Source organism: Hominiventricola aquisgranensis (genome assembly GCF_040096225.1).
Lineage (GTDB): Bacteria > Bacillota > Clostridia > Lachnospirales > Lachnospiraceae > Hominiventricola > Hominiventricola aquisgranensis.
This window is the reverse complement of the sequence record NZ_JBBMFC010000007.1, coordinates 25,332-52,042: the sequence shown is the minus strand read 5'-3', so window position 1 is coordinate 52,042 and position 26,711 is coordinate 25,332. Positions and strand designations below refer to the sequence as shown.

General features: G+C 46.8%; 21 protein-coding genes. 17 read left to right on the top strand and 4 right to left on the bottom strand.

Annotation, left to right across the window (positions count from 1 at the left end; translation table 11 throughout):
• Positions 1–74: 74 nt before the first annotated feature.
• The 4 genes from WMO62_RS05345 to WMO62_RS05330 all read left to right on the top strand — a co-directional run bounded on the left by WMO62_RS05345 (position 75) and on the right by WMO62_RS05330 (position 4,891).
• Positions 75–1,274 (top strand): site-specific integrase, encoded by a 1,200-nt coding sequence (locus WMO62_RS05345; protein ID WP_055282971.1) that lies wholly within the window; start codon positions 75–77, stop codon positions 1,272–1,274.
• Between the two features lie 179 nt (positions 1,275–1,453).
• Entirely contained in the window at positions 1,454–1,918 is a 465-nt protein-coding gene (locus tag WMO62_RS05340) for an arsenate reductase/protein-tyrosine-phosphatase family protein (protein ID WP_147602334.1), read from the top strand.
• Complete coding sequence (locus tag WMO62_RS05335; RefSeq protein ID WP_147602333.1) at positions 1,915–2,988, top strand: metallophosphoesterase; 1,074 nt, start codon at positions 1,915–1,917, stop codon at positions 2,986–2,988. The genes WMO62_RS05340 and WMO62_RS05335 overlap by 4 nt, the downstream gene beginning before the upstream one ends.
• Before the next feature lies 1 nt (position 2,989).
• On the top strand, positions 2,990–4,891 hold the full coding sequence (locus WMO62_RS05330; RefSeq protein WP_349144056.1) for an ATP-binding protein: 1,902 nt from the start codon (positions 2,990–2,992) through the stop codon (positions 4,889–4,891).
• Positions 4,892–4,903: 12 nt separating this feature from the next.
• Here the strand turns inward: WMO62_RS05330 and WMO62_RS05325 are convergent, their stop codons facing one another.
• Together WMO62_RS05325 and WMO62_RS05320 are read right to left on the bottom strand one after the other, a co-directional pair.
• Positions 4,904–6,265: an MATE family efflux transporter gene (locus WMO62_RS05325; protein WP_349144060.1), complete on the bottom strand. Its 1,362-nt coding sequence runs from the start codon at positions 6,263–6,265 to the stop codon at positions 4,904–4,906.
• Positions 6,265–7,125, bottom strand: a complete 861-nt coding sequence (locus tag WMO62_RS05320; protein WP_349144055.1) for an AraC family transcriptional regulator — start codon at positions 7,123–7,125, stop codon at positions 6,265–6,267. Before WMO62_RS05320 ends, WMO62_RS05325 begins: the two co-directional genes overlap by 1 nt.
• A gap of 150 nt (positions 7,126–7,275) precedes the next feature.
• Between WMO62_RS05320 and gmd the strand changes: the two genes are divergently transcribed.
• The 8 genes from gmd to WMO62_RS05280 all read left to right on the top strand — a co-directional run bounded on the left by gmd (position 7,276) and on the right by WMO62_RS05280 (position 18,154).
• Positions 7,276–8,328, top strand: coding sequence for a GDP-mannose 4,6-dehydratase (gmd, locus tag WMO62_RS05315; RefSeq protein ID WP_117496767.1), 1,053 nt, complete (start codon positions 7,276–7,278; stop codon positions 8,326–8,328).
• 20 nt (positions 8,329–8,348) lie between these two features.
• Positions 8,349–9,290 carry a GDP-L-fucose synthase family protein gene (locus WMO62_RS05310; RefSeq protein ID WP_349144059.1) on the top strand — a complete coding sequence of 314 codons (942 nt, stop codon included), beginning with the start codon at positions 8,349–8,351 and terminating at the stop codon, positions 9,288–9,290.
• Positions 9,291–9,298: 8 nt separating this feature from the next.
• The gene (locus WMO62_RS05305; RefSeq protein WP_349144054.1) at positions 9,299–10,366 is read left to right on the top strand and encodes a mannose-1-phosphate guanylyltransferase; all 1,068 of its coding nucleotides are present in this window, start codon (positions 9,299–9,301) and stop codon (positions 10,364–10,366) included.
• 32 nt (positions 10,367–10,398) lie between these two features.
• Positions 10,399–12,123: a phospho-sugar mutase gene (locus tag WMO62_RS05300; RefSeq protein ID WP_349144053.1), complete on the top strand. Its 1,725-nt coding sequence runs from the start codon at positions 10,399–10,401 to the stop codon at positions 12,121–12,123.
• 21 nt (positions 12,124–12,144) lie between these two features.
• Positions 12,145–14,427, top strand: coding sequence for a type I phosphomannose isomerase catalytic subunit (locus tag WMO62_RS05295; RefSeq protein WP_349144052.1), 2,283 nt, complete (start codon positions 12,145–12,147; stop codon positions 14,425–14,427).
• Positions 14,428–14,511: 84 nt separating this feature from the next.
• The gene (locus WMO62_RS05290) at positions 14,512–15,906 is read left to right on the top strand and encodes an MBOAT family O-acyltransferase (protein ID WP_349144051.1); all 1,395 of its coding nucleotides are present in this window, start codon (positions 14,512–14,514) and stop codon (positions 15,904–15,906) included.
• A 35-nt stretch (positions 15,907–15,941) separates the two neighbouring features.
• The gene (locus WMO62_RS05285; protein ID WP_349144050.1) at positions 15,942–16,859 is read left to right on the top strand and encodes a GDSL-type esterase/lipase family protein; all 918 of its coding nucleotides are present in this window, start codon (positions 15,942–15,944) and stop codon (positions 16,857–16,859) included.
• Positions 16,860–16,939: 80 nt separating this feature from the next.
• Entirely contained in the window at positions 16,940–18,154 is a 1,215-nt protein-coding gene (locus WMO62_RS05280) for a D-alanyl-D-alanine carboxypeptidase family protein (RefSeq protein WP_349144049.1), read from the top strand.
• 7 nt (positions 18,155–18,161) lie between these two features.
• Here WMO62_RS05280 and coaBC read toward each other — a convergent pair whose 3' ends face one another.
• Complete coding sequence (gene coaBC, locus WMO62_RS05275) at positions 18,162–19,346, bottom strand: bifunctional phosphopantothenoylcysteine decarboxylase/phosphopantothenate--cysteine ligase CoaBC (protein ID WP_349144048.1); 1,185 nt, start codon at positions 19,344–19,346, stop codon at positions 18,162–18,164.
• 222 nt (positions 19,347–19,568) lie between these two features.
• Here coaBC and WMO62_RS05270 point away from each other — a divergent pair, with 222 nt between their 5' ends.
• Positions 19,569–20,333 (top strand): type III pantothenate kinase, encoded by a 765-nt coding sequence (locus WMO62_RS05270; protein WP_117496776.1) that lies wholly within the window; start codon positions 19,569–19,571, stop codon positions 20,331–20,333.
• 71 nt (positions 20,334–20,404) lie between these two features.
• Here the strand turns inward: WMO62_RS05270 and arcC are convergent, their stop codons facing one another.
• Positions 20,405–21,334 carry a carbamate kinase gene (arcC, locus tag WMO62_RS05265; protein WP_117496777.1) on the bottom strand — a complete coding sequence of 310 codons (930 nt, stop codon included), beginning with the start codon at positions 21,332–21,334 and terminating at the stop codon, positions 20,405–20,407.
• Positions 21,335–21,585: 251 nt separating this feature from the next.
• Between arcC and WMO62_RS05260 the strand changes: the two genes are divergently transcribed.
• The 4 genes from WMO62_RS05260 to fmt are packed head-to-tail and all read left to right on the top strand — an operon-like array spanning position 21,586 to position 26,709.
• A complete protein-coding gene (locus WMO62_RS05260) occupies positions 21,586–23,055 on the top strand; it encodes a UDP-N-acetylmuramoyl-L-alanyl-D-glutamate--2,6-diaminopimelate ligase (RefSeq protein ID WP_349144047.1) in 1,470 nt (489 codons plus the stop codon).
• On the top strand, positions 23,056–25,287 hold the full coding sequence (gene priA / locus WMO62_RS05255; RefSeq protein ID WP_349144046.1) for a replication restart helicase PriA: 2,232 nt from the start codon (positions 23,056–23,058) through the stop codon (positions 25,285–25,287).
• A gap of 9 nt (positions 25,288–25,296) precedes the next feature.
• The gene (def, locus tag WMO62_RS05250) at positions 25,297–25,770 is read left to right on the top strand and encodes a peptide deformylase (RefSeq protein ID WP_117496780.1); all 474 of its coding nucleotides are present in this window, start codon (positions 25,297–25,299) and stop codon (positions 25,768–25,770) included.
• 6 nt (positions 25,771–25,776) lie between these two features.
• Positions 25,777–26,709: a methionyl-tRNA formyltransferase gene (fmt, locus tag WMO62_RS05245; protein ID WP_118717918.1), complete on the top strand. Its 933-nt coding sequence runs from the start codon at positions 25,777–25,779 to the stop codon at positions 26,707–26,709.
• The last annotated feature ends 2 nt before the right edge of the window (positions 26,710–26,711 follow it).

Below are 26,711 nucleotides of genomic sequence, written 5' to 3'. Positions count from 1 at the left end.
TCTTGTGATATAATGAATAAACCGAGACGGTCTTCCAAGTTAAATGAACATTTGATGAAGGAGACTAAAAGATTATGAGTGAAAAAAGGAGAGATCATAGAGGACGTATATTACACAATGGAGAAATACAGTTATCTAATGGCAGATATCGATTTAAGTATGTCGATGAGATGGGAAAGGAGCGCTGCGTATATAGCTGGCGCTTAGACCATAACGATGCAACTCCGAAAGGAAAGCGCCGTACTTTGTCGCTTCGGGAGATGGAGAAGAAAATCCAGGCGGACCATTTCGAGCAGATTGCAACAAATGGCGGAAACATGACAGTGCTGGAACTGGTTGAAAAATATACATCAACAAAAACCGGTGTCAGACCTACTACAGTTGCAGGATACGGAACAGTTATCAATTTATTGAAGAAAGATCCATTTGGAAAAAGAAGGATTGATACGGTTCGGATTTCGGATGCAAAATGTTGGCTGATACATCTTCAGCAGGTAGAAAAGAAAAGTTATAGTTCCATACATTCAATCCGAGGAGTTCTTCGTCCGGCATTTCAGTTGGCAGTGGATGATGACCTGATCAGGAAAAATCCATTTCAGTTTCAGCTAATGGAAGTGGTTGTGAATGACAGTGTGACAAGAGAAGCAATCAGCAGAGCGGAGGAACGTAAGTTTCTACGATTTGTGAAAGAGGATCCTCATTTTTGCAGGTATTATGAAGGAATCTACATTTTATTTAAAACAGGCCTTCGCATCTCGGAATTTTGTGGTTTGACGATTTCTGATATTGATTTCAAGGAGCATACGATCAACATTGATCATCAATTGCAGAAAAAATCAAAAATTGGATATTATATTCAAGAGACTAAAACAACCAGCGGAACGAGAAAGATACCTATGACTGCAGATGTAGAGGAATGCTTTCGGAAAATAATAGAAAAACGAAACCCGCCAAAAGCAGAACCTATGGTAGATGGAAAAAGTGGTTTTTTATACTTTGATAAAAATGAAAGTATCTGTTATTCCCTGCACTGGGAGCATTATTTCCAACACATCATTCAGAAGTATAATAATACTTACAAAGTACAAATGCCTGTCATTACCCCGCATGTATGCCGGCACACCTATTGCTCAAATATGGCAAAATCCGGAATGAATCCAAAAGCATTGCAATATTTGATGGGCCACTCAGAGATCAGCGTAACGTTGAATACATATACGCATGTAAATCTTGAGGATGCCAGGGAAGAAATTGCCCGGATTCAGGTTGTGTAATTACGATTTTTAATTAAAAATAGCAAGGTGTAAAATAGAAAAACATACACCTTATTTTACACCTTTTGCTGACGATATTATGCGAAAATAAACCAGATTATGCCGGAAAGCAAAAATTTACAAAGGCTTACAAAGCCCGAAAAACCAAGAAAAACTAAGAAATGCGAGGTTATGCAACAATGATAAAAGTACTTTTCATCTGCCACGGCAACATCTGCCGCAGCACCATGGCTCAATATGTCATGCAATATTTAGTGGACAAGCGGGGCTTATCCGACTGTTTTTACATTGATTCTGCTGCCACCAGCAGAGAGGAGATCGGAAATGGGGTGCATCATGGAACCCGTGCGAAGTTGCGTGAGGTGGGAATCCCATGCGGAGACCATCGGGCACGACAGATGACACGTGGAGATTATGAGGAATATGATTATCTGATCGGCATGGATACCTGGAATATTCGCAATATGAACCGGATTGTTGGAGCGGATCCAGATCATAAGATCCATAAGCTGCTGGAGTATACGAACCGGGGTGGAGATATTGCGGATCCGTGGTATACCGGTAATTTTGATGAGACATATCGGGATGTGTCAGAGGGTTGCGAAGGGCTGCTTGCACATATCCTGAAGGAGGACATGGATTGAAACTGATACATTGTGCGGATCTGCATCTGGGTTCCAGAATGGAATCTGGACTGCCGCCTGCGAAGGCGCAGGAGAGGCGTATGGAACTGCTGCATACATTTGTGAATATGGTGGAACGTGCTTCCAGCGAAGGCGTGGAAGCTATGTTGCTTTGCGGAGATCTGTTTGATACGGAACAGGTGTCTGTCCGGACAAAGAGTGTGGTGAGAAATACGATCGAGGCACACCCGGAGATCATGTTTTATTATTTGCGAGGAAATCATGATCGGATGGAGCGGACATCCACAGAAAGGATACAAAATCTCCGCACATTTAATGACGGATGGACTACTTATGAGCAAGGGGACATTACCATTACCGGAATGGAATTATCAGGAGAATGGGATCCGACATGGGCTGATCAGCTGCAGGAGGAGCTTTCTGATTATCCGGGCAAACTACATGTCGTAATGCTTCATGGAATGGTCAGTGAATATGGTCAGGGAGAAGAAGGAATCGCACTTCGGGATCTGCGTGGACGGGGCATTGATTATCTGGCACTTGGGCATGTGCATTCTTTCCGACAGGAAAAGCTGGATGAACAGGGAATCTGGTGTTACAGCGGATGTCTGGAAGGCAGAGGGTTTGACGAGTGCGGAACGAAGGGTTATGTGATGCTGGAGACGGTGGCTCAGCATCTGGTGCCCACATTTGTGCTGGTGGCCAAGCGGACGCTGCGTGAGGTGGTGATTGAAGTCACAGAGACATATACAGAGCAGGAGATCATGGCTCAGATACAAGGGCAGTTAACAGAGATTCCGTCGCAGGATCTGATAAAAATAGTTCTGAAGGGGCAGGTAAGTCCGGAGTGTGATCTTGATCTGCTGTGGATGAAGCGGAAGCTGGAGTCCGATTATTATTTTCTGAAGATCAAGGATCAGACAAAGGTCGCAGTGCGAGCAGAGGATTATCAGTATGACCGGTCTTTGAAGGGTGAGTTTGTGAGGTTAGTTCAGGAGACAGATCTTTCAGAGGAAGATCAAAGCGAGATATTGAAGCTTGGGATACAGGCGCTGAAGGGAGAGGCATAGCATGCAGATCAGACGGATACAGATTGTGGATTTTGGAAAACTGCATGATATGGAACTGGATTTTTCTGAAGGGTTTCAGACGATCACCGGCGAAAATGGCTGGGGGAAATCCACCATGGCGGCATTTATCAAAGCGATGCTGTATGGCATGGAAGCAACCACCAGACGTTCTCTTCTGGAAAATGAGAGACGCCATTATCAGCCCTGGCAGGGTGGAGCTTATGGTGGAAGTATGGAATTTACAGCTGGTGGAAAGACTTATCGTGCAGAGCGTACCTTTGGCAGCAAAGAAAAGGATGATACCTTTGCACTGTATGATCTGAGCACTGGACTTCTGAGCACTGATTATTCGGAGCGGCTGGGAGAAGAATTATTTCATATTGACCGTGGAGCATGGGAACGGAGCTGCTATCTTGGACAGCGGAAGCTGGAAGTGCTGGTAAATGACAGTCTGCATGCAAGGCTCAGTCATGCAGAAGAGGATGCAGGCGATATTGAAAATTATGAGCGGGCAGCAGCGTCTCTGGAAGAGCGCATGAAGTTTCTGAAGAAGACGGGCAATCGAGGGGAGATTGCAAAGCTTCAGGAGGAACGAAGGCAGGTCAGAGAACAGATGGAGGCTTATGAGATTCAGCAGGAAAAGCTCTGGAAGGCGCAGCAGGAACTGTTGGAGAAGAGATTGAAGGAGCAGGAGGAGAAGCTTCAGGAAGCTAACGTGCGCCTGGCGGGATATGAGGAGCTTCCAATGAAAGAGCAGGAGCTTGATCGGCTGCGAGAGCAGATTTTCCGGTTTCAGGCTGCCCAGGAACGGGAGCAGACAGCGAAGCAGCAATATATGCAAGCCCAGAAGCAGGAAGAGAGACGAAAAGCGGAATTGGAAGAGGTTCGTGAGTGTGCACAGGAGCAGAAATACAGCGACAGAAAATGGATGCTGACAGGTGTGACTGGTCTGATCGTGATGTTGACGGGTATTGTGTTGATGGTATGTTGCTTTTCAGACAACATATTCATGACAGCACTGCTTGGCATTTTGATACTGCTCGGTCTTGTCTTGACAATCACCTCATTTCTCCAGTTATCCAGAAATCAGCGTTCCTGTCATCTTGCAAAAGAGATCTACAACCAACGTCTGGCAGAACTGCAGCAGTATCAGAAGCAGAGCAAGCAGTTGAAAAAGCAGTGGGATGAGGCAGAAGCAGAGAGAAAAGAACAGGAGCAGGATCCGATTCTGCAAAAGCTTCGGAAAGCAACGGGCTATGTCATGGAGCAGCTTCCAGACGGAGAGATGCTGGAGCAGTGCTGGCAGCAGGAACGGGAGCGGAGCAGGGAGTTTCAGAATCTACGTCAGAGCTGTGAGAATCATCGAAAAGAGGTACGGAAGTGTCAGCAGGAACTGGATTCCTATGAACAGCAGGAAAAACATGTGGGACAGACGGAGGTTCGTCTGGAACTGGAAGAAAAACTGACGGATTTATCAGAGCAGATTCAGGAGCTGGAGCGAAAATATGAACTGTTATCCCGAACGCTGGAACTTCTGAAGACAGCCAGAGATCGATTCCTGGGAAGATATCTGACCACACTGAAGGAAAAAACAGCGGAGTATCTTGCTGTTCTGGAACCGGCATGGAAGGACAGTATTGAGATGGATGTGAATCTGAAGCTTCGGATCCGTCAGCAGGGACTCCTGCGTGATCCGGAATATTTCAGCACTGGCTGGCAGGACCTGTTTCGGCTGGCGCAACGGTTTGCACTGATGGATGCGTTGTGCGAAGGAGAATCATCGGTGGCGGTCCTGGATGATCCCTTTGTGAATCTGGATGAAGAGAAGCGGGCGCGGACACTGGAATTATTGAATCAAATAGGAAAACAGCGGCAGATCATTTATTTTACCTGCCGCCGTTAAGATCAGGGAACATCATTCGTTTTTGCTTGTGAACAGCGGATGATGTTTTCTTGCGTAAAGATATGTAATTGTGTGGATCAATGTGGTCAGGATCCAAGAGGTGGCATAGCAAAGGTACAATACCTGCTGGGTCGGGAACCAGGTAAATATGGTGGCAAGCCAGATGATCCGGTACAGACAGGCACCGGAGACAGCCACCAGCATGGGTGTGATCGCGTATCCAAGGCCGCGCATAACACCCATGACCACTTCCATGATACCGCATAGAAAATACGGCATGGCGATCCAGAACATTCGGATCTGTCCGGCAGAGATCACAGCTGGATCTGTGGAGTAGATGGATAGAAGCTGTCTGGAAAACAGGTTGGCAGTACCACCCATAAGGATACCGGTTACAGTGACAAGTCCTAAGCAGGAGAAAAGGATCTTATTGATCCGCTCAGGTTTCCCGGCACCGTTATTCTGGCTTATGAAGCTGACCGTTGCCTGATGAACTCCATTCATGGAAATATATACAAAATTTTCGATACTGGCAGAAGCACTGCTGCCGGCCATGACTACTGAACCAAAGGAGTTGATGGAGGACTGGATCAGCACATTGGAAAAGGAAAACATACCACTCTGGATTCCGGCTGGCAGCCCGATCCGCAGCATGCGGATCAACTGATCTTTCTGAATATACAGCTTTCGGATGTTCAGGTGACAGGGGCCATCTGTCCGGCACAGACAATTCAGGATCAGAACGGCACTTAAGGTCTCGGACAGGATCGTTGCCAGAGCAACACCGGCCACATCCATGTGAAGCACGATCACAAAGATCAGGTTCAGGACAACATTTAGCACTCCTGCAGCAGACAGAAAATAAAGCGGCCGCTTGGTATCGCCCATGGCACGCAGGATTGCACTGCCGAAATTATATGCCATGTTGGAAGGCATACCAATAAAAATGATCATTAAATATAGAGAAGCTTTATCAATGACATCGGCAGGAGTCCCCATCCATTGGAGCATTGGCCGACCAAATAAAAATCCTAATAGAATCATGGCAGATCCAGATAAAATACTGACACTGACGGCTGTGTGGATGCCGTCTTTCGTTTCCTGATCGTCCTGGTTTCCAAGGGTTCGTGCCACATTTACATTGGCTCCGATGGAAAATCCGATAAATAATGTGGTCAGCAGGCTTAAAAGCTCAGTAGTGGAACCTACAGCTGCCAGGGAAGTACTTCCGGCAAAACGGCCAACCACGATCACATCCGCAGCATTGAACAGAAGCTGCAGACAGCTTGACAGCATCAAAGGCAAACTAAATGCAATGACCTTTTGTAAGACCGGGCCATTGCACATATCCATTTTATAGGATTCTTTTGACATCATTGTCCCCTCCATTTTCTGCGATATTCTCTTGCAGTGATTCCTTCTGCTTTTTGAAATACTTTATTGAAATAGCTGTTGTCTTCGATTCCGCAGGCTCGGGCGATCGTTTCAATCTGCTGATCACTGAAACGTAATAGTTCTTTGGCTTTTGTGATCCGTTGGGAATTGACATAACTTCCAACGGTGATTCCGAAGGCTTTTTTGAATTCTCGCGACATATGGTATTTGCTGATATAGAACAGGTTTGCCAGTTCATCAAGGGATATTTTTTCAGTAAAGTGCTCATCCAGAAATCCACGGATCTCCAGAAGTTTAGAGGTGATATTATCCTCTTTTTTTACAGGAATTTCAGTCTGCCAGGTCAGAATCTGTGTGACCAGACGGTGCAGCAGTTCATTTTCCAGCAGCTCTCGGTTACCGGCACGATTTTTCTCCAGGATCAGTATCTGCTCCAGGATGGACTGAAAATCGGAAGGGCTGTCCGGATGAAAGACAGAAGCCTTCTGGTGACGGGTAAAATAAGCATGATATCCGGACATTGCAGTTCCGTAAAAATGCACCCACAGGAGAGTCCAGGGATCGTCCTCACTGCTTTCGTGAGCATAAGGTTCCTGACAATCCAGAAAGATATGATCGCCAGGACCGATTTCCCAGAGGTTCTTTCCGATAGTGACTGTTCCGCGGCCGGACAATACAATAAAGAAAAGATAGGATTCCAGATGGGACCGACGGCTGATATGACGGTCCCGGCTCTTGAGCCGTCCAGTTTCCTGAATATACAGAAGATTCTGACGGGCAAATGAGCTTGGCGTATGGATATAGCGACAGATCTGATCATTTTGTAAAATTACTGCCATGAACATACCTCCAGGAGTAAAATATATAGGAGCAATATAATACTATTTTTTCGCAAGGATTTACATAGATTTCTTATATTTTCTATCTTATAATATAGTCCGGTTTTTGTAAAGTAAATACAAGTTATTACTATTTTTTAGGAGGAATATATGAGTAAAAAAGCATTGATCACAGGTATCACCGGACAGGATGGTTCTTTCCTTGCAGAGTTTCTGCTGGGAAAAGGGTATGAGGTACACGGCATTACCCGCCGTTCTTCTCTGGCAAACACTGGAAGAATCGACCATCTGTTGGAGAAACATGCAGTGACTCTTCATGATGGAGATCTGTCTGATTCATCCAGTCTGATCCGTATTATCGGAGAGGTACAGCCAGATGAGATCTACAACCTGGCTGCACAGAGCCATGTACAGGTAAGCTTCGATGTACCGGAGTATTCAGGAGATGTAGACGCACTTGGCGTCTTAAGAATCCTGGAGGCTGTCAGAATCACCGGTCTTACCAAGAAAACGAAGATCTATCAGGCATCCACTTCTGAGCTTTACGGAAAAGTTGAGGAGGTTCCGCAGCGTGAGACCACTCCGTTCCATCCGTACAGCCCGTATGCAGTAGCAAAACAGTATGGCTTCTGGATCGTGAAGGAATACAGAGAAGCATATGGTATGTTTGCTGTAAACGGAATCCTGTTCAATCATGAGTCTGAGCGTCGTGGAGAGAATTTTGTAACCAGAAAGATCACTCTGGCAGCAGGAAGAATCGCTTGTGGTATTCAGGATCACCTGGAGCTTGGAAATATGGATTCTTTAAGAGACTGGGGATATGCCAAGGATTATGTAGAGTGTATGTGGCTGATGCTGCAGCATGAGACTCCGGAAGATTTTGTTATCGCAACCGGAGAGCAGCATACGGTACGTGATTTCACTGAGCGCGCATTCAAAGCAGTTGGCATCGACCTTCGTTGGGAAGGAACCGGCATTGATGAGAAGGGTTATGATGTGAAGACCGGAAAGATGCTGGTATGCGTCAACAAAGCATGGTTCCGTCCGACCGACGTGGATAATCTGTGGGGAGATCCGACCAAGGCGAAGACGGTTCTTGGATGGAATCCGCAGACCACCACTTACCAGGAACTGGTAGAAATCATGGCAAAACATGACCTGGAGCTGGCAAAGAGAGAAGCAGCATTAAGAAACGTGCAGTAGACAGGAGAGAGAAAATCATGATGAATAAAGATGGAAAGATTTATGTAGCAGGTCACCGGGGAATGGTAGGTTCTGCCATCGTACGTTCTCTGGAGAGAAACGGATACCACAATATTATTACCAGAACCCATAAAGAACTGGACCTGACCCGTCAGGATCAGGTGGAAAAATTCTTCGCAGAGGAGAAGCCGGATTATGTATTTCTGGCTGCTGCAAAAGTAGGTGGAATCGTCGCAAACAGCGAAGCTCTGGCTGACTTTATGTATGACAATATGATCCTTGAGATGAATGTGATCCACGAAGCATGGAAAAATAACTGTAAAAAGCTTCTGTTCCTTGGATCCAGCTGTATTTATCCGAGAATGGCTCCGCAGCCGATGAAAGAGAACTGTCTGCTGACTTCTGAACTGGAGAAGACCAATGAGGCTTATGCACTGGCAAAGATCAGTGGTCTGAAATACTGCGAGTTCCTGAACCGTCAGTACGGAACCGATTATATCAGCTGTATGCCGACCAATCTGTACGGACCGAATGATAACTATCATCCGACCCACAGCCATGTACTTCCGGCACTGATCCGTCGTTTTCATGAAGCAAAAGAGCAGGGGCTGACCGAGGTTACCTGCTGGGGTACTGGTTCACCGCTTCGTGAGTTCCTGTATGTGGATGATCTGGCAGATGGCTGTGTTTATCTGATGAATAACTACAGTGGAAATGAGACTGTCAACATGGGTACTGGAAAAGAGCTGACCATTAAGGAACTGACGGAACTGGTGGCAAAAGTGGTTGGTTATACAGGAGAGATTAAATGGGATCCGTCCAAGCCGGATGGAACACCGAGAAAGCTTCTGGATGTATCCAAGCTGGAAGGTCTGGGCTTCCATTATAAGACTGAGCTGGAAGAGGGAATCCGTCTGACTTACGAAGATTTCCTTCACAATCCCATGAGAGCAGAGAGATAGGAGCCGGTATGAAACATTATGGAGTGATTATGGCCGGTGGTGGAGGAACCCGTTTCTGGCCGTTGAGCCGTCAGGCAATGCCGAAGCAGATGCTGAATCTAAGCGGCAAAGATCGGATGATCAATGAGACGATCGATCGTCTGGATGGTGTCATCGAGAAAAGTGATATGTTTATCGTGACAAATGAGAAACAGGCAGGAAAGATGTTAGAGTGTGTGGATGGCAGAATTGCAAAAGACCACATTCTGGCAGAGCCGTCTGCAAGAAATACGGCAGCATGCATCGGATATGCAGCTATGGAGATCGTCAAAAAATATGGTGATGGCATCATGTGTATCTTTCCGTCAGATCATTTTGTGAAGAAAGAGGCTGCTTTTAAGGAAATCCTTGGTGAAGCGATCAAGGCAGCAGAGGAGCAGGATAAGCTGATCACCATCGGAATTGCTCCGACCTTCCCATCCACAGGCTATGGCTATATTAAATTTGATAAAAAAGAAGATGCCATTGCCCGCAAGGTAGAGGAATTCAAGGAAAAACCGGATCTTGAGACGGCGAAAGCCTATGTAGAGAGTGGCAACTATGCCTGGAACAGTGGAATGTTTGTGTGGAAAGCGTCTACCATCCTGAAGAAGTTTGAGCGTCTCCTGCCGGATATTTATGAGTGTCTGGTGAAGATCGGGGATGCTATGAATACTCCGGAAGAAGAGAATGTGATACAGGAGATCTATCCGGTGATTCCGAAGATTTCCATTGATTACGGTATTATGGAACGTTCTTCTGACGTTCTGGTGTTATCCGGTGATTTCGGCTGGAACGATGTGGGAAGCTGGGATATGATGAAGGTCATCTATGATGCGGACCAGAATGGAAATATCATTGTAGGAGATCAGGTGAACATTGATACAACAAACACAATTTCTTTTTCTACTGGAAAAATGATCGCGACCATTGGCGTGGATAATCTTGTTGTTGTGGAAACGGAAGATGCTGTCTTAGTATGCAGCAAAGACCGGGTGCAGGATGTGAAGAAAGTAGTAGATACCTTGCAGGAACAGGGCAGAACGGGATTGCTATAAAGGATATGCAAAAGCGCAAGAGGAGAATAAGCATGGATTATAAAGCAAAATATGAGCAGTGGTGTCAGGATCCTATTTTTGATAAGGAGACGAAGGCCGAACTTTCTGCCATTGCAGGAGATGAAAAAGAGATCGAGGATCGTTTTTACAAAGATCTGTCCTTTGGAACAGGTGGACTTCGCGGCGTGATCGGAGCTGGAACCAACCGGATGAATGTGTATACGGTGACCAAGGCAACGCAGGGTCTGGCTAATTATATTAAAAAACAGGGCGGCGAGGATAAAGGTGTGGCAATCGCATTTGACTCCCGTCACATGTCTGTAGAATTTTCTGAGAAGGCAGCGCTGTGTCTCAATGCCAACGGAATCAAGACCTATCGTTTTGAGACGCTCAGACCGACTCCAGAGCTTTCCTTTGCCTTGAGAGAACTTCATTGTATCGCAGGTATTGTTGTGACTGCCAGTCACAATCCGCCAGAGTATAATGGATACAAGGTATATTGGGAAGATGGCGCACAGATCACAGCACCGAAGGATAAAGAGATCATCGCAGAAGTGAATGCAGTGACTGATTTTGCTTCCATCAAGATGATGGATCGTGCAGAGGCAGAAGAGAAGGGATTGTTCCATGTGATCGGAAAAGAGATTGATGATCGTTACATGGAAGAGCTGAAAAAGCTGGTCTTAAGTCCGGATGTGATCAAAGAGATGGCTGACAGCCTGAAGATTGTCTATACGCCGCTCCATGGAACCGGTAATCTTCCGGTCCGGCGCGTGCTCAAAGAGCTTGGGTTCACGCAGGTACAGGTGGTTCCTGAGCAGGAACTGCCGGATGGAGATTTTCCAACTGTGTCTTATCCGAACCCAGAAGATCCGAAAGCATTTGCGCTGGCTCTGGAACTGGCAAAGAAGACAGATGCGGATCTGGTTCTGGCAACAGACCCGGATGCAGATCGCCTTGGTATTTATGCAAAAGATTCCAAAACCGGAAATTATATGCCATTTACCGGAAATATGTCTGGTCTTCTGATCGCTGAGTATGAGCTGAGCACCAGAAAAGAGACGGGGCGTCTGCCAAAAGATGGTGCACTGGTGACTACCATCGTATCTTCCAATATGGCAGAAGCAATCGGAAAAGAGTACGGCATTGATGTGATTGAAGTCCTGACCGGATTCAAATACATTGGGGAGCAGATCAAGTTCTTTGAGCAGGATCATTCTCATACCTTCCTCTTTGGATACGAGGAGAGCTACGGTTGTCTGGTAGGAACCCATGCAAGAGATAAGGATGCGGTTGTGGCTGTAATGGCTTTATGTGAGGCTGCGGCTTACTACAAGAAGCAGGGTCTGACATTGTGGGATCAGATGCTGAAGATCTATGAAAAATATGGATATTACAAGGAAACTCTGGTATCTGTTACCATGAAAGGTGTGGATGGAGCTGAGAAGATCCAGAGCATTCTGAAGCAGATGCGCGAAAATCCGCTGAAACAGATCGGTGACTACAAGGTACTGGCTGTGAGAGATTATGATGCGGACACCAGACTGGATATGGAGACAGGCAAGGTAACTGCCACAGGTCTGCCGAAATCCAATGTACTTTATTATGAACTGGAGCATGGTGCATGGTGTTGTGTGCGTCCTTCCGGTACAGAGCCGAAAGTGAAATTCTACATGGGTGTGAAGGAAGAAGGACTTACACAGGCTGAGCATGCTCTGGAAGGCCTTAAAGAAGCCATGACAAAGATTGTACAGTAACACCCATTTCGGAGAAGATATATGAAATGTATTGTGCTGGCGGGAGGAAGCGGGGACCGTTTATGGCCCCTCTCCCGCAAAAATTATCCCAAACAGTTTATTCATATCAAGGAAAACCGCTCCTTGTTTCAGGAGACTATTGCCAGAAATATCCCATTTTGTGAGGAATTTTATATTATTACATCCAATCGGTATGCCAATATCGTAGAAGGACAGCTGCAGGTCTTTCAGGGACTTCGTTATCGATGCTTTTACGAGGAAGAGGGTAAGAAAACTGCCCCTGCGGTAGCTATTGCCTGTCTGTGTGACAACCGTTCAGAGGATTATCTGGTGGTATCCACAGACCATATGATCGAAGGTGGAGATTATAAGGGCGCCATCGCAAAGGGTCGGGAATATATTCCGCAGGGAAAGATCGTGTGTCTTGGCATTCCTGCCTGGCGGTTTGAGCCTGGATATGGATACTTCAGACAGGTGGAAGAACGGACAGAGTTTCGGCACAGCGATATGACGGAAGAGATCCCGGCAGGAGAAAAATGGTACTATGATACCGGAATCTTATTGTTTAATGGTGGGGATTTTCTTCATGAACTGTCCAGAAAATCACCGGCTCTCTATGCTCAGATCAGAGAATGTGTGGATCAGCTTGATACCTACGAGAGAAATGTTCTGGTGCCGGGCAGACTTGTGGAAGAACTGGAGCCGGTAAGCATTGGACGGGCAGTGACCAGTGTGTCAGATAAAGTGCTGCTTTTACAGGCAGATTTCAACTGGAGAAGAATCATGACGCTGGAGTCATTGGATCAGTATTATCATGGAGAGGATTCCGGCCGGGTGATCCGTAATGCCTGTGAAAATGTGTCAGTGATGAATGAAGCGGCGCATCAGCTGGTGGTTGCCAATGGATTGGAAGATGTGATCATTGTCAACACAGCAGATGCGGTCTATGTGTCCCGAAAGAGCGAAGCGGATCAGATCAAGAGCATTATCCGGGAGAATTACGAGAAGCAGCAGTCTTATTTTGATGAGGGAACAGTCTATTATACCCCTTGGGGCATCAAAGAGACCATACATTACGGGGATTCCTGCAAGGTAAAGAAGATCACGATTTTTCCGGGAAAAGAGCTGTCCAGACATGTGCATAAGCTTCGGACAGAGCATTGGTCTGTGATCAGTGGAGTCGCAACCATTCAGCTGGATGAACAGATGGGTGAGTATGGATCAGGTGAAAGTATCTCTGTGCCCATGGGAACACCTCATCAGATCGCCAACCGGGGAACGGAAGATCTCGTAGTCATTGAAGTAAGTGTAGGTGAGCTGGAATATGGTCATGGAAATGATCTGACCCGCCTGGCAGGTCAGTCTATTGTGAAGACGGACTGTGATGAGATCGTTCGCATGGAGCCTGCTTTTAAGGACAATCTCTGGGGAGGTACCCGTCTGCGGGATGTCTACGGCAAGAAATGCGATTATGATATTGTAGCGGAGAGCTGGGAATTGTCCACACATAAAGCCGGTCAGAGTATCGTTGCTACGGGAAAAAATAAAGGTCTTATGCTGGGTGAGTATATCAACCGGTTTGGCAGAGGTATATTAGGCTGGAAATGTGATCCTTATGAGCGATTTCCGCTTCTGATCAAGTTTATTGATTCCAGAGAAAGTCTTTCTATTCAGGTGCATCCTGGGGATGATTATGCACTGCAGAAGGAAGACGAATATGGAAAAAATGAACTGTGGTATGTGGTGGATTGTGAACCAGAGTCTTATCTGTATTGTGGATTTTCCAGAGACACAGATGAGGCAGAGGTGCGCCGCCGGATCGAGGATGGTACACTGACGGAGATCCTGAATAAGATTCCTGTAAAAAAGGGAGACAGTTATTTTATTGAAAATGGAACGGTTCATGCCATTGGACCAGGTGTACTGATCTGTGAGATCCAGCAGAGTTCTAATGTGACATACCGTCTGTATGATTACCAGAGACGCGACAAATACGGAGAATTGCGGGAACTGCATATTGACAAGGCCATGGAGGTGACGAATTTCCATGAGAAAGATATGGAAGCCGCCAAGACCATGGAATGCAAATACTTTTCGATTGAGAAAAGCGTGTTTGATGGAGAGGTTTCCTTTAATCTGGATGACTCCAGTTTCCGTGCCTTTGTGGTACTGGAGGGAGGCGGTCAGGTATCCTGTGGAGAGGAGTCATTAGTCTACCGTCCGGCGGACTGCTTTTTTGTTCCTGCAGGCAAGAAAACCGTTGTTTTCCATGGCTGCGGAACGGTATTGAAGGTTCAGGTCTAACAGGTTCTTAAGATTTATTTAAGATGACTGCAGATGATTGACACTGCTGGAACAGATTGTATATAATTCAGAAAGGAGGAGCTTTTGTGGGCTTCTCCTTTATATACATCAGATGAACAGGATATAAGTGCAGTGGTATTTTCAAGTATTGATTTTTTATTTAAATTTTTACCGATTTTTTTTGTGATCTATATGTTCTGTCCAAAGGCATGGAAGAATCTGTGCCTGTTTGCGGGCAGTCTTTTGTTCTATTTGTATGGGGTGAAGGATACACCATGGTATCTTGCCCTGTTTTTAGTTTCCATAATTGTGAATTACAGGATGAGTTTCTGGATCGACGGCAGTTTGGAGCCGGTACAGAAAAAGCGAAGACTGGCGGCGGGAGTGATCTTTAATCTGTCTATTCTGGCCGTATTTAAATTTACGCATAGATTACCGCTGGGAATCAGTTTTTATACCTTTCAGGCGGTGGGATGGCTGATTGATGTATATCGGGAAGGCCGGATGCAGGATGCGAATTTTGTGAAATTCGGAACCTTTATGACTCTGTTTCCTCATGTGATTTCAGGTCCGATTCTGCGTTGGAAGGATACCAGCAGGGATTTATCCCGGAAAAACAGAGGGCTGGATGCATTGGAAAATGGTCTGCGGGAGTTGACCATCGGACTTGGCATGAAAGTTCTGCTGGCTAATCAGATGGCAGATTTATGGGAAAAGATCCGGGCAGTGGGCTATGAAAGTATCTCTACACCATTGGCATGGCTTGGTATTGTGGCATTCAGCTTCGAGATTTACTTTGATTTTTACGGTTATTCACTGATGGCAATTGGTCTTGGCGAAATGTTCGGATTCCATCTGCCGAAGAATTTTCAATACCCGTATATGGCGACTTCCATGACAGATTTCTGGCGTCGCTGGCATATGACGCTGGGAAGCTGGTTCAGAGATTATGTGTATATCCCGCTGGGAGGCAGTCGTTGCAGCAAAGGGAAAATGATCCGGAATCTGCTGGTAGTATGGCTGCTTACCGGATTGTGGCATGGTGCAGGCTGGAACTTTCTTCTGTGGGGATTCCTGTTATTTGTTCTGGTCGCAGTGGAAAAATTGTGTTTACTAAAAGTATTCCGACGTGTTCCGATTCTGGGACATGTATATATGATTCTGGCCATCCCTCTGTCATGGCTGATATTTGCCATCTCTGATCCAGGACAGATCTGGATCTATGTGCAGCGGCTGTTTCCATTTTTGGCAGCGGCGGGAAGATTTTCCTGGTTTGCCGGTGATTATCTGAAATACGGCAAAATGTATCTGATCACACTGCTGGCAGGAATGATTCTGATCACACCACTTCCGCGAAAGCTTTACGAGCGGTACAAAGGCAGCATGTGGTCGGCACTGGTACTGATCCTGATCTTCTGGTTCAGTGTGTACTGCATTTGGATTGGACAGGATGATCCGTTTATGTACTTCGCCTTCTGATAGTGAAATAGCAATTTCAAAAAAGGACAGACAACATGAAACAACGAAACTGGTACACGATTTTTTTACTTTCTACCTGTATTGTGGCAGGTATGATCTATATAGCGGGAGTATATGCGCCGGACAGCATGAAGATCGCACGGGCGGCACTGCAGTATGTGTTTAATCCTTCTGAAGGAAGCTTTTCTGAGGGGAGCTTCTGGACGGATGGAGTGGAAGAAGAGATGCAGTCGACAGATGATGCGGCGGCTGATGGTCTGAATTCGGCAGATGCAGATAGTTCCGATGGGACTGCTTCAGATAATACGGATACAGTCACGTCAGATCAGAAGCCCACAGAGCAGCCACAGAGGGAGCTGCCACAGATTCCGGATGATTTTACAGGTGCTCTTTTTGTCGGAGATTCCCGGACAGTGGGACTGTCTGAATATGGAAAGCTTGGAAATGCAGATGTATTTGCAGACACAGGGATGAGTGTCTACAATGTGACGAAAAAAGCTTTGCCTGCGCCAGATGGTGAAAAACATACACTTGATGAGCGACTGCAGGAAAAGAACTATCAGATAATCCTTCTGATGCTGGGTATCAATGAGCTTGGCTATGACAGAAATGTGTCTTATAAGAGATACGCAGAACTGGTAGAGCACATCCGGGAGCTCCAGCCGAATGCATGGATCGTGTTGGAAGCGAATCTTCATGTGACGCAGGCACAGTCGGAAAAAGATAATATTTTTAATAATGAAAATATCAATCAGGTGAATGAAAATATTCGTCAGCTTGCACAGGAAAATGGTCTGGGGTATCTGGATGTGAATGTGTTGTTTGATGACGAAAATGGATGCCTTAAGGCTGATTATTCTGCAGATGGAGCACATGTCCTTGGCTCTTATTATGATGACTGGTCTGCGTGGATCTTACAGGAATTACAGTCCGGCGATGCCAATAATAGGTAGTCAGACATTTGCAAACAGTTGTAAAATCCTCCGTGATGGGGTATTCTATATAGGAATCTACGATAACGGAGGACTTAAAATTGCAGGATTTTGATACAGAGGAATCTGCAAGGCAGCAATTAAGAGCGCAGAGACGGGCAAAGCTGCGGGAAAAGAGAAGACGGGAACGAAGAAGAAAACAGATCCTAGTATTGAGCTGTATGGGGCTGGGAGTGATAATTCTTCTGACAGCGGGCGGCAGATTGATTGCAGGAAAGAAGAAAGCAGCTGATACAGCACAGAATACGCAGCACGAAACCATAGAGGAACAGAACGCAGTGCTGACAGAGGTAACAGCGAATATAGATTCAGATGCCACGGAACAGGGGAAAGATGCGGTGAAAACCGCATCGGAAGGTTCAGACACATCGGAAGAATCAGATATATCTGATGAATCGGACGCAGATATGACAGCAGGCACAGCTTCGGCAGATATTCCATTTGCAGCAGGCTATGAATTTTCAACTACGGATTCCACATCAGGAACCAATGGGGAAGTACAGAGCACCTATGCATTGCTGGTGGATCTGGATGATAATACAATTGTCACTCAGCGAAATGCCAGGGATCGGATCAATCCGGCATCTATGACCAAGATTATGACAGTTCTGGTAGCAGCAGAGCATGTGACAGATCTGGAGGATACATTTACCATTACCCGTGAGATTACAGACTTCAGTTATTCCAATGACTGCAGTGCAGTTGGGTTTGGTGAAAATGAGGTTGTCACAGTAAAAGATCTGCTCTATGGAACGATTCTTCCCTCAGGCGGAGATGCAGCAGCCGGTCTTGCCTGTTATGTGGCCGGTTCTATGGACAGCTTTGTGGACATGATGAACCAGAAGCTGAGGGATCTTGGCCTGTCAGACAGTGCACATTTTACCAACTGTGTGGGTCTGTATAATGAAAATCATTATTGCAGTATCTATGATATGGCAGTGATCTTGAAAGCGGCGATGGAAAATGAATTGTGCAGGGAAGTCATGTCGGCACATACTTATACAACATCTCCTACGGAACAGCACCCGGAGGGAATCCAGATATCCAACTGGTTCCTGCGGCGGATCGAAGATAAAGAGACGAACGGAGAAGTGGTCTGTGCCAAGACCGGCTATGTAGTGCAGTCTGGAAACTGTGCTGCCAGTTATGAAGTGACCAACAGCGGAAAACATTATATCTGCGTGACCGCAAATGCACATAGCGGATGGCGGTGCATCTACGATCATGTGGAGATCTATAAAACTTATACGGAATAAAATATTGTCACTTAAAAATTTTATTCCAGATGGCATGTGCTACTTCTTCTTTGCTCATCAGTGGAAGTTCCTGGATATCATTTTTGGTGATCAATGTCACCACGTTGGTATCGGTTCCAAATCCGGCACCGGCGGTCTTCAGGTTATTGGCAACGATCATATCTACATTTTTCTTGATGAGCTTTGCCTGGGAATTTTCCAGCAGATGCTCTGTTTCCATGGAAAAACCACATAAAAACTGACCAGGTTTTTTATGCTCACCAAGATATTTCAGAATATCCTGGGTGCGGGTCAGGGGGATAGACATATCGCCGTCCTTTTTTTTGACTTTCTCAGTGCTGACCTGAGAAGGTGCATAATCGGCAACAGCTGCAGCCTTTACGATTGCATCCTGCTCTGGTGCAAGGGAAGTGACTGCATTGTACATATCCTGTGCAGAGGTGACGGACACGACGTTTACAAAAGGTGGTGGAGTCAGAGAGACAGGTCCGCTGACCAGAGTCACTTCAGCACCTCGCTGCATGGCAGCTTCTGCCAGGGCATATCCCATTTTGCCGGTGGAATGATTGGAGATAAAGCGCACCGGATCAATGGCTTCCTGAGTAGGACCGGCGGTGACCAGTACTTTTTTGCCGGTCAGATCTTTTTCGTAAGCCAGTTCCCTTAAGATATAGGAAAGCAGTACTTCCGGCTCCGGCATTTTTCCGGCTCCAGTGTCTCCGCAGGCCAGGTGGCCGCAGGCAGGATCAATGATCTGCCAGTGATAGTGGGCCAGTGTTTTTAAGTTATCCTGCACGATTGGATTTTCATACATGCCTGTATTCATGGCTGGAGAGATGAGCTTTGGGCATTTACAGGCGAGAATGGTAGTGGTCAGCATATCGTCAGCGATGCCGTGTGCCAGCTTGCCAATCACATTGGCCGAAGCCGGTGCCACCAGTACAAGGTCTGCCTTCTTTGCCACAGAAATATGCTCCACCTCAAAGGTGAAATTCCGGTCAAAGGTATCCACCAGACATTTATTTCCGGTGAGGGTTTCAAAGGTGACCGGTGTGATGAACTGAGTAGCATTTTGGGTCATGATGACCTGTACATCGCAGTGTAGTTTTTTCAACGCACTTGCGAGATTTGCAATTTTATATGCGGCGATACTTCCGGTAACGCCTAATACGACACATTTATTTTTTAACATAGATTCCTCCTGGACGGTTTAGACAGTCATTTGTAAAATTGCGCTTGCAGGGTTTTGCGCTGCTTTGCAACTCCCAAGATTTCGAATATTTATGAGTAAGCTCATATAGTTTCACACTAAATATTGGCATAAAGAGGTAGAAAAGTAAAGGAAAAGATGATAAAGTATAAATATTCCTGCGTGCAGGAACGGAATCGCAAAACATGGAGGAATCAATAAAAGATGATTTTAGCAGTAGATATTGGAAATACAAATATTGTGGTGGGATGCATCAAAGGTGAGGAAATCTGCTTCGTGGAGCGGATGTCCACGGAAGCCACCAGAACCGAGCTGGAATATGCGATCAGTTTTAAAAATGTACTGGAAATGTATGGCATTTCCATTGAGCAGCTGGACGGAGGGATTATTTCTTCGGTTGTGCCGCCAGTGACAAATATTGTGAAACGGTCTGTGGAGAAGATTCTGAATACGGAAGTCATGTTGATCGGTCCTGGTGTGAAGACGGGTCTGAATATTCTGATGGATGATCCAAGACAGGTGGGAAGTGACCGGATCGTCAATGCAGTAGCGGTAGTCCATGAGTATCCGGTGCCTGCGGCCATCATTGATATGGGAACGGCAACGACCATCTGTGTGGTGGATGAGAAGAAGAACTATATTGGCGGAGCAATTATTCCGGGGATGCGGATCGCAGCAGATACACTGACTGCCCGCACGGCGCAGCTTCCAAAGATCAGTCTGGAACCGCCTGCAAAGCTGATTGGAAAAAATACGGTTGACTGTATGAAGAGCGGTGTCTTCTATGGAAATGTGGCGTTGATCGATGGAATGCTGGATCGAATAGAAGAAGAGATGGGACAGAAGCTTCATGTGATCGCTACTGGCGGACTGGCGAAAGCTCTGATTCCGTATTGTAGACATGAGATCACATTGGATGATGCATTGCTGCTCAAAGGTCTGAAGATTATTTACGAGAAAAATAAATAAACAAAAATGCTGTGGAAGACCAGAAAAGAAATTCAGGTCACCACAGCATTTTTATGTACAAGAGAAAATGATTATTTGATAATGGTTCCGGCTTTTTCTTCCAGGGCAGCTTTTGCGTCGTCCAGGTCAGCGATCACAGTTACGCGGCCCGGCTTTCCGGATACGAAGGAAACAGCAGCAACAACTTTCGGAAGAATGGAAGTCTCAGCAAACTGACCCTCTGCAATGTAGGAGCGGGCTTTGTCTACACTGATCGTATCCAGCGGTTCGCAGTTATCCTTACCATAGTTCAGGTACAGCTTTTTCTCGCCAGTCAGAAGCAGGAGAACATCTGCATCCAGAAGCTCAGCCAGCTTGCCGCTTGCCAGATCTTTCTCAATAACAGCACTGGCACCTTTCAGGCGATTTGCCTGTTTGAGAACAGGGATTCCGCCGCCGCCGCAGGCGATGACAACCTGACCGGCATCAGACAGAGCGCGGATACTGTCGATCTCTACGATATCTTCCGGCTTCGGTGCGGATACGATACGACGATAACCGCCATCCACTTTGACCACGTAATTTCCCTTCTCTTCTTCAGCGTCAGCTTCTTCCTTGGTCATGATACGACCGATGACTTTGACTGGTTTGTAGAAGGAGTCATCGTATGGATTTACAACAACCTGGGTCAGAATGGTAGCAACCGGACGGTTGATGCCACGGTTGAGAAGTTCTTCACGAATGGCGTTCTGCAGGTCATATCCGATATAACCCTGGCTCATGGCAGAGCAGACAGATATGGGTGCGAAGGTGTAATCCGGGTGCTGCTTTCCGAATTCGTTCATAGCAGTATGGATCATACCCACCTGTGGGGCATTACTGTGGGAAATAATAACCTGGCAATCAGCCTCTACAAGATCTGCAATAGCTTTTGCGGCGCCTTTTACTGCGTCCTGCTGCTGGGGAAGGGTAGCACCCAGCGCTTTGTGCCCGAGGGCAACGACAACTTTTTTCTTGCTCATGATGGGTCCTCATTTCTGTAGTGTATAGTGGAGCCTGGAATCTCAGAGATCTGTGGCATTCTCGCTGCGGTGTCCCGCTGCAGAGAGCTTTCTGCAGAAGTACCTATGAGTGCGAGCATTCACTGTGCTTCTGTGTCAATCTCCTCAGGCTCCAACGGTTACTAACAGTATACGTGTTTATAGACAAAATTGCAAGGATAAGACAATTGTGATATAATAGGCGCATTGGAAAAAGAGAAGGAGATTCTTTCATGAAAAATATTGCAGGACTTTTACAGGAACTGAAGTACACAGTGATAGACGGAAAGCCAGAAGGAGAGATCTCAGAGCTGGTCTATGATTCCAGAAAGGTGACAAAGGACTGTATGTTTGTCTGCATCAAGGGTGCGGCATATGACAGCCATGACCATACAGAGGAGATCGCCCGGGCAGGCGCAAAAGTGATCGTGGCAGAGCGTCCGGTGAAGGTACCGGAAGGCGTGACTTTAGTATTGGTGGAGGACAGCCGTTATGCGCTTTCCATGCTGTCCGCAGCGTATTTTGATCACCCAGCGCAAAAGCTGAAAGTGATCGGAATCACAGGAACCAAGGGAAAGACCACTACTACATTTATGGTAAAAGGAATTCTGGAGCATGCTGGATACAAGGTGGGATTGATCGGAACCATTGAGACCATTATCGGTGATACTCATATTCCGTCCAGCAACACTACGCCGGAATCCTATCTTGTGCAGAAATATTTTGCACAGATGGTGGAGGCAGGCTGCCAGATCTGCGTCATGGAAGTATCTTCCCAGGGACTGATGATGCATCGTACTGCCGGTATTCCATTTGAGATTGGCATCTTTACCAATCTGGCGCCGGATCATATCGGGCCCAATGAGCATGCAAGCTTTGAAGAATACGCAGCATGCAAAGGGATGCTGTTCCGCCAGTGCCGTCATGGAATCGCGAATGTGGATGATGAGCATTTTGATATGGTACTGGCAGGTCATACCTGCGATCTGGAGACCATCGGATTCTCAGACAGAGCTGATTATCGGGCATCTGACATGGAACTGATCGGAAGACCGGGCTATCTGGGCGTAAAATACCATGTATCCGGAAAGATTGATATGGATGTGGAAATTGATGTGCCGGGACGCTTCAGTGTGTATAACTCACTGGTAGCGATTGCTGTCTGCGAGCATTTTAAGGTGTCTCAGGAGGATTTAAAAGCGGCTCTTAAAGTAGTGAAGACCAAGGGACGTATTGAGATGATTAAAGTATCCGATGATTTCATTCTGATGATCGACTATGCACACAATGCCATGAGCTTAGAGAGCCTGTTGACTACATTAAAAGAATATCATCCAAAGCGGCTGGTATGTGTCTTTGGTTGTGGCGGAAACCGTTCCAAGCTGCGTCGCTATGAGATGGGCGAGGTATCCGGTAATCTGGCGGATCTGACCGTGATCACGTCTGATAACCCACGATTTGAGGAGCCGCAGGCGATCATTGATGATATCAAGGTCGGTATGGCAAAAACCAAAGGAAAATATGTGGAGATTTCTGACAGGAAAGAAGCGATCCGCTATGTGATCGAACATGGTCAGAAGGGAGATGTCATCGTGCTGGCAGGAAAAGGACACGAGGACTACCAGGAGATCAAAGGAGTCAAATATCCCATGGATGAGCGTGTGCTGATCCAGGAGGTATTGAAGGAGATGGCAGAAAAATAGATGGAATTCGTCAATGTGATCGTAGATATTTCCCATGAGAAGCTGGATCGGATCTTTCAGTACCGGATTCCGGAGGAACTTCAGGGGAAGATCAGCACCGGTATGCAGGTGCAGGTTCCCTTTGGCATGGGAAATCGAACCATCAAAGGATATGTGACAGGTGTCACGGATGTGCCGGATTATCCGGTGGAAAAGATCAAGCCGGTCACCGGTCTGGTGGATGGCGCTGTGCCGGCGGAGTCGGAGTTGATCGCGTTGGCGGCATGGATGAAGGAGTTTTATGGTTCCACCATGAACCAGGCTCTGAAAACGGTACTTCCGGTAAAACAGGAAGTGAGCAGCAGACAGGAAAAATGTATTGTGCTTGCGATTCCAAGAGAAGAGGCGGAGCAGTTATTAAAGGAAGTGCTCCATAAAAATTTTCGGGCAAAGGCAAGATTGCTGGCAGGACTTCTGGATCATGACGGAAAATTGTCTTCAAAGGAAGCAGCAGATCTTAAGATCACATCTTCTGTCATACAGGGGATGGAACGAGATGGCGTGGTCCGTCAGATATCCCGGGTGCAGTACCGGAATCCTTTTGCCGGAAAATTTGAACAGACCGGTATACAGCGGACGCTGACAGAAGAGCAGAAGAATGCTGTGGATGGAATCTGGGATGAGTATGCACAGGGCATTCGAAAAACCTATTTGCTGGAAGGTGTTACTGGAAGCGGCAAGACAGAAGTGTATATGGAACTGATCAGCCGGGTGATCGCAGAAGGAAAGCAGGCAATCGTGCTGATTCCGGAGATCGCCCTGACTTTCCAGACAGTCCGGCGCTTTTATGAGCGGTTTGGAGATCGGGTATCGGTCATGCATTCCAGACTGTCGGAGGGAGAACGATATGATCAGTTTCTTCGGGCCAAAGCCGGAGAAATTGATGTGATGATTGGACCAAGGTCTGCGTTGTTTACACCATTTTCACAGATTGGTGTTATGATCATTGATGAAGAGCATGAAGGAGCCTATAAAAGTGAGACAGTTCCCCGGTATGATGCCAGAGAAGTGGCGGCTGTCCGGGCGAAAAAGCATGGGGCTTCTCTTATCTTAGGAAGTGCCACACCGTCCGTGGAGACCAGCAGGAGAGCCAGGGAAGGAAAGTTTGGATGGTATCGACTGACCTCACGGATCGGGCAGGCAATTTTGCCGGAAGTATCGGTGGTGGATCTAAGAGAGGAGCTTCGGGATGGAAATCGAAGTATTTTCAGCCGGAGACTTCTGTCGGCCATGGATGACAGGCTAAAAAAAAGACAGCAGACCATGTTGTTCTTGAACCGTCGTGGGTTGTCTGGATTTGTGTCCTGTCGTTCCTGCGGGAAATCGATTCGCTGTCCTCATTGTGATGTGACCTTATCTCTTCACAAGGATGGAAGCCTTCGATGTCATTATTGTGGTTATCGGATCCCGATGCCGAAGAATTGCCCTTCCTGCGGATCCCCATATATTTCCGGCTTCCGGGCAGGAACCCAGCAGATCGAGCGGGAGGTGCACAGATTATTTCCTCAGGCGCGAGTGCTGCGGATGGACTATGATACCACCCGTACAAGAGAAAGCTACGAGCAGATCTTAAGTGCTTTTGGAAATGGACAGGCGGACATTTTAGTGGGAACACAGATGATCGTGAAGGGACATGATTTTCCTGATGTTACACTGGTTGGTATTGTTGCGGCAGACATTTCACTGTATGCGTCTGACTATCGGGCTGCAGAGCGGACCTTTCAGCTTCTGACCCAGGCGGTGGGAAGAGCCGGCAGAGGAAGCAAGGCAGGAGAAGCGGTAATACAGACCTATATGCCGGAGCATTACAGCATTCAGACCGCGGCAAAGCAGGATTATGACGCATTTTATGAGCAGGAGATCCTATACCGGGAATTGATGGGCTACCCACCGGTGGATGAGATGCTTGGTATCTATTTGTCGGGAAAAGATCTGGAAAAATTGGAAAGCTGCGCAGAACAACTGGTAGAATGGATCCGTAATGCCCATGTGGAGGGCTTATGTCTGATCGGACCGGCTGATGCGGCTCTCGCCCGGAAAAATGACAGTTACCGCAAGGTTATTTATATGAAACATGAAAAGAAAATTATCTTATTAAAAATAAAAAAACTGCTGGAGCAGCAGATTGCTGGTACAGATAATTGGAACGATATTTTTATCCAGTTTGACTACAATCCATTGCAGGCATATTAGGAGGACATTATGGCAATCAGAAATTTACGTTATGAAGGAGATCCGATTCTCCGTAAAACAAGCAAAGAAGTAAAAGAGATCACACCAAAGATCGTGGAGCTGATCGATGATATGCTGGAGACCATGTATGAGGCTGGCGGTGTCGGACTGGCAGCACCGCAGGTGGGTGTACTGAAAAGAATCGTTGTGATCGATGTGGGAGATGGTCCGTTCGTGTTGATCAATCCACAGATCACAAAGACGGAAGGCTCTCAGACCGGAGACGAAGGATGTTTAAGTGTACCGGGAAAAGCTGGAATCGTGACCAGACCTAACGAAGTGACTGTCCGCTTTACCGGTGAGGATGGCAATACCTATGATCTGGAAGGAACAGAACTGCTGGCGAGAGCCATCTGCCACGAGTGCGATCATCTGGATGGAAAGCTGTATGTGGATCTGGTGGAAGGAGAACTTCACGATACTGTCATGGACGAGGAGGAATAAGCGAATATGAAAATTATTTTCATGGGAACACCGGATTTTGCAGTGGGAACGCTCAGATCCCTGGCAGAAGCCGGTCATGAGATCACACTGGTAGTGAGTCAGCCGGATAAGCCAAAGGGACGTGGACACGCGATGGTTCCCACACCGGTGAAGGTTGTGGCTGAAGAGCTGGGAATTCCGGTATTCCAGCCGGTGAAGATCCGTGAGGCAAAGGATGTGTTGGAGAAGACGGAAGCAGATGTGTGTGTGGTAGCGGCTTTTGGACAGATCATTCCAGCGTCCATTCTTCATATGAAAAAATATGGATGCATCAATGTGCATGCTTCCCTGCTTCCGAAGTACCGCGGAGCAGCACCGATCCAGTGGGCAGTCATCGATGGGGAAAAAGAGTCCGGTGTGACGATCATGCAGATGGATGAAGGACTGGATACCGGCGATATGCTGGCAAAGGCAATCGTACCGCTGGATGAAAAGGAGACGGGAGGAAGTCTCTTTGATAAGTTGAGTGAGGCTGGTGGACGTCTCTGTGTGGAGACTCTTGCAAAGCTGGAAAAGGGCGAGATCACCCCGGAAAAGCAGGGAGAGTCACCGACTGCTTATGCATCCATGCTGGATAAAAAAATGGGAAATATCGACTGGAACAAGAGTGCAGTCGTGATTGAACGTCTGGTCCGTGGACTGAATCCGTGGCCCAGTGCATATACTCATCTTGACGGAAAGACATTGAAAATATGGGCATGTGATGTGCTGCCCCAAAGTGCATCAAAGGGAGAAAGTGGTGAGATACTGGAAGTGACAAAAGATGCCATTCATGTACAGACCGGGGACGGTATCCTGGTGCTTCGCGAGATCCAGCTTGCAGGAAAAGCAAGAATGGATGCAGGTGCATTTTTAAGAGGATACAAAGTAGTTCCGGGAACGGTACTTTCGGCAGAATAGGA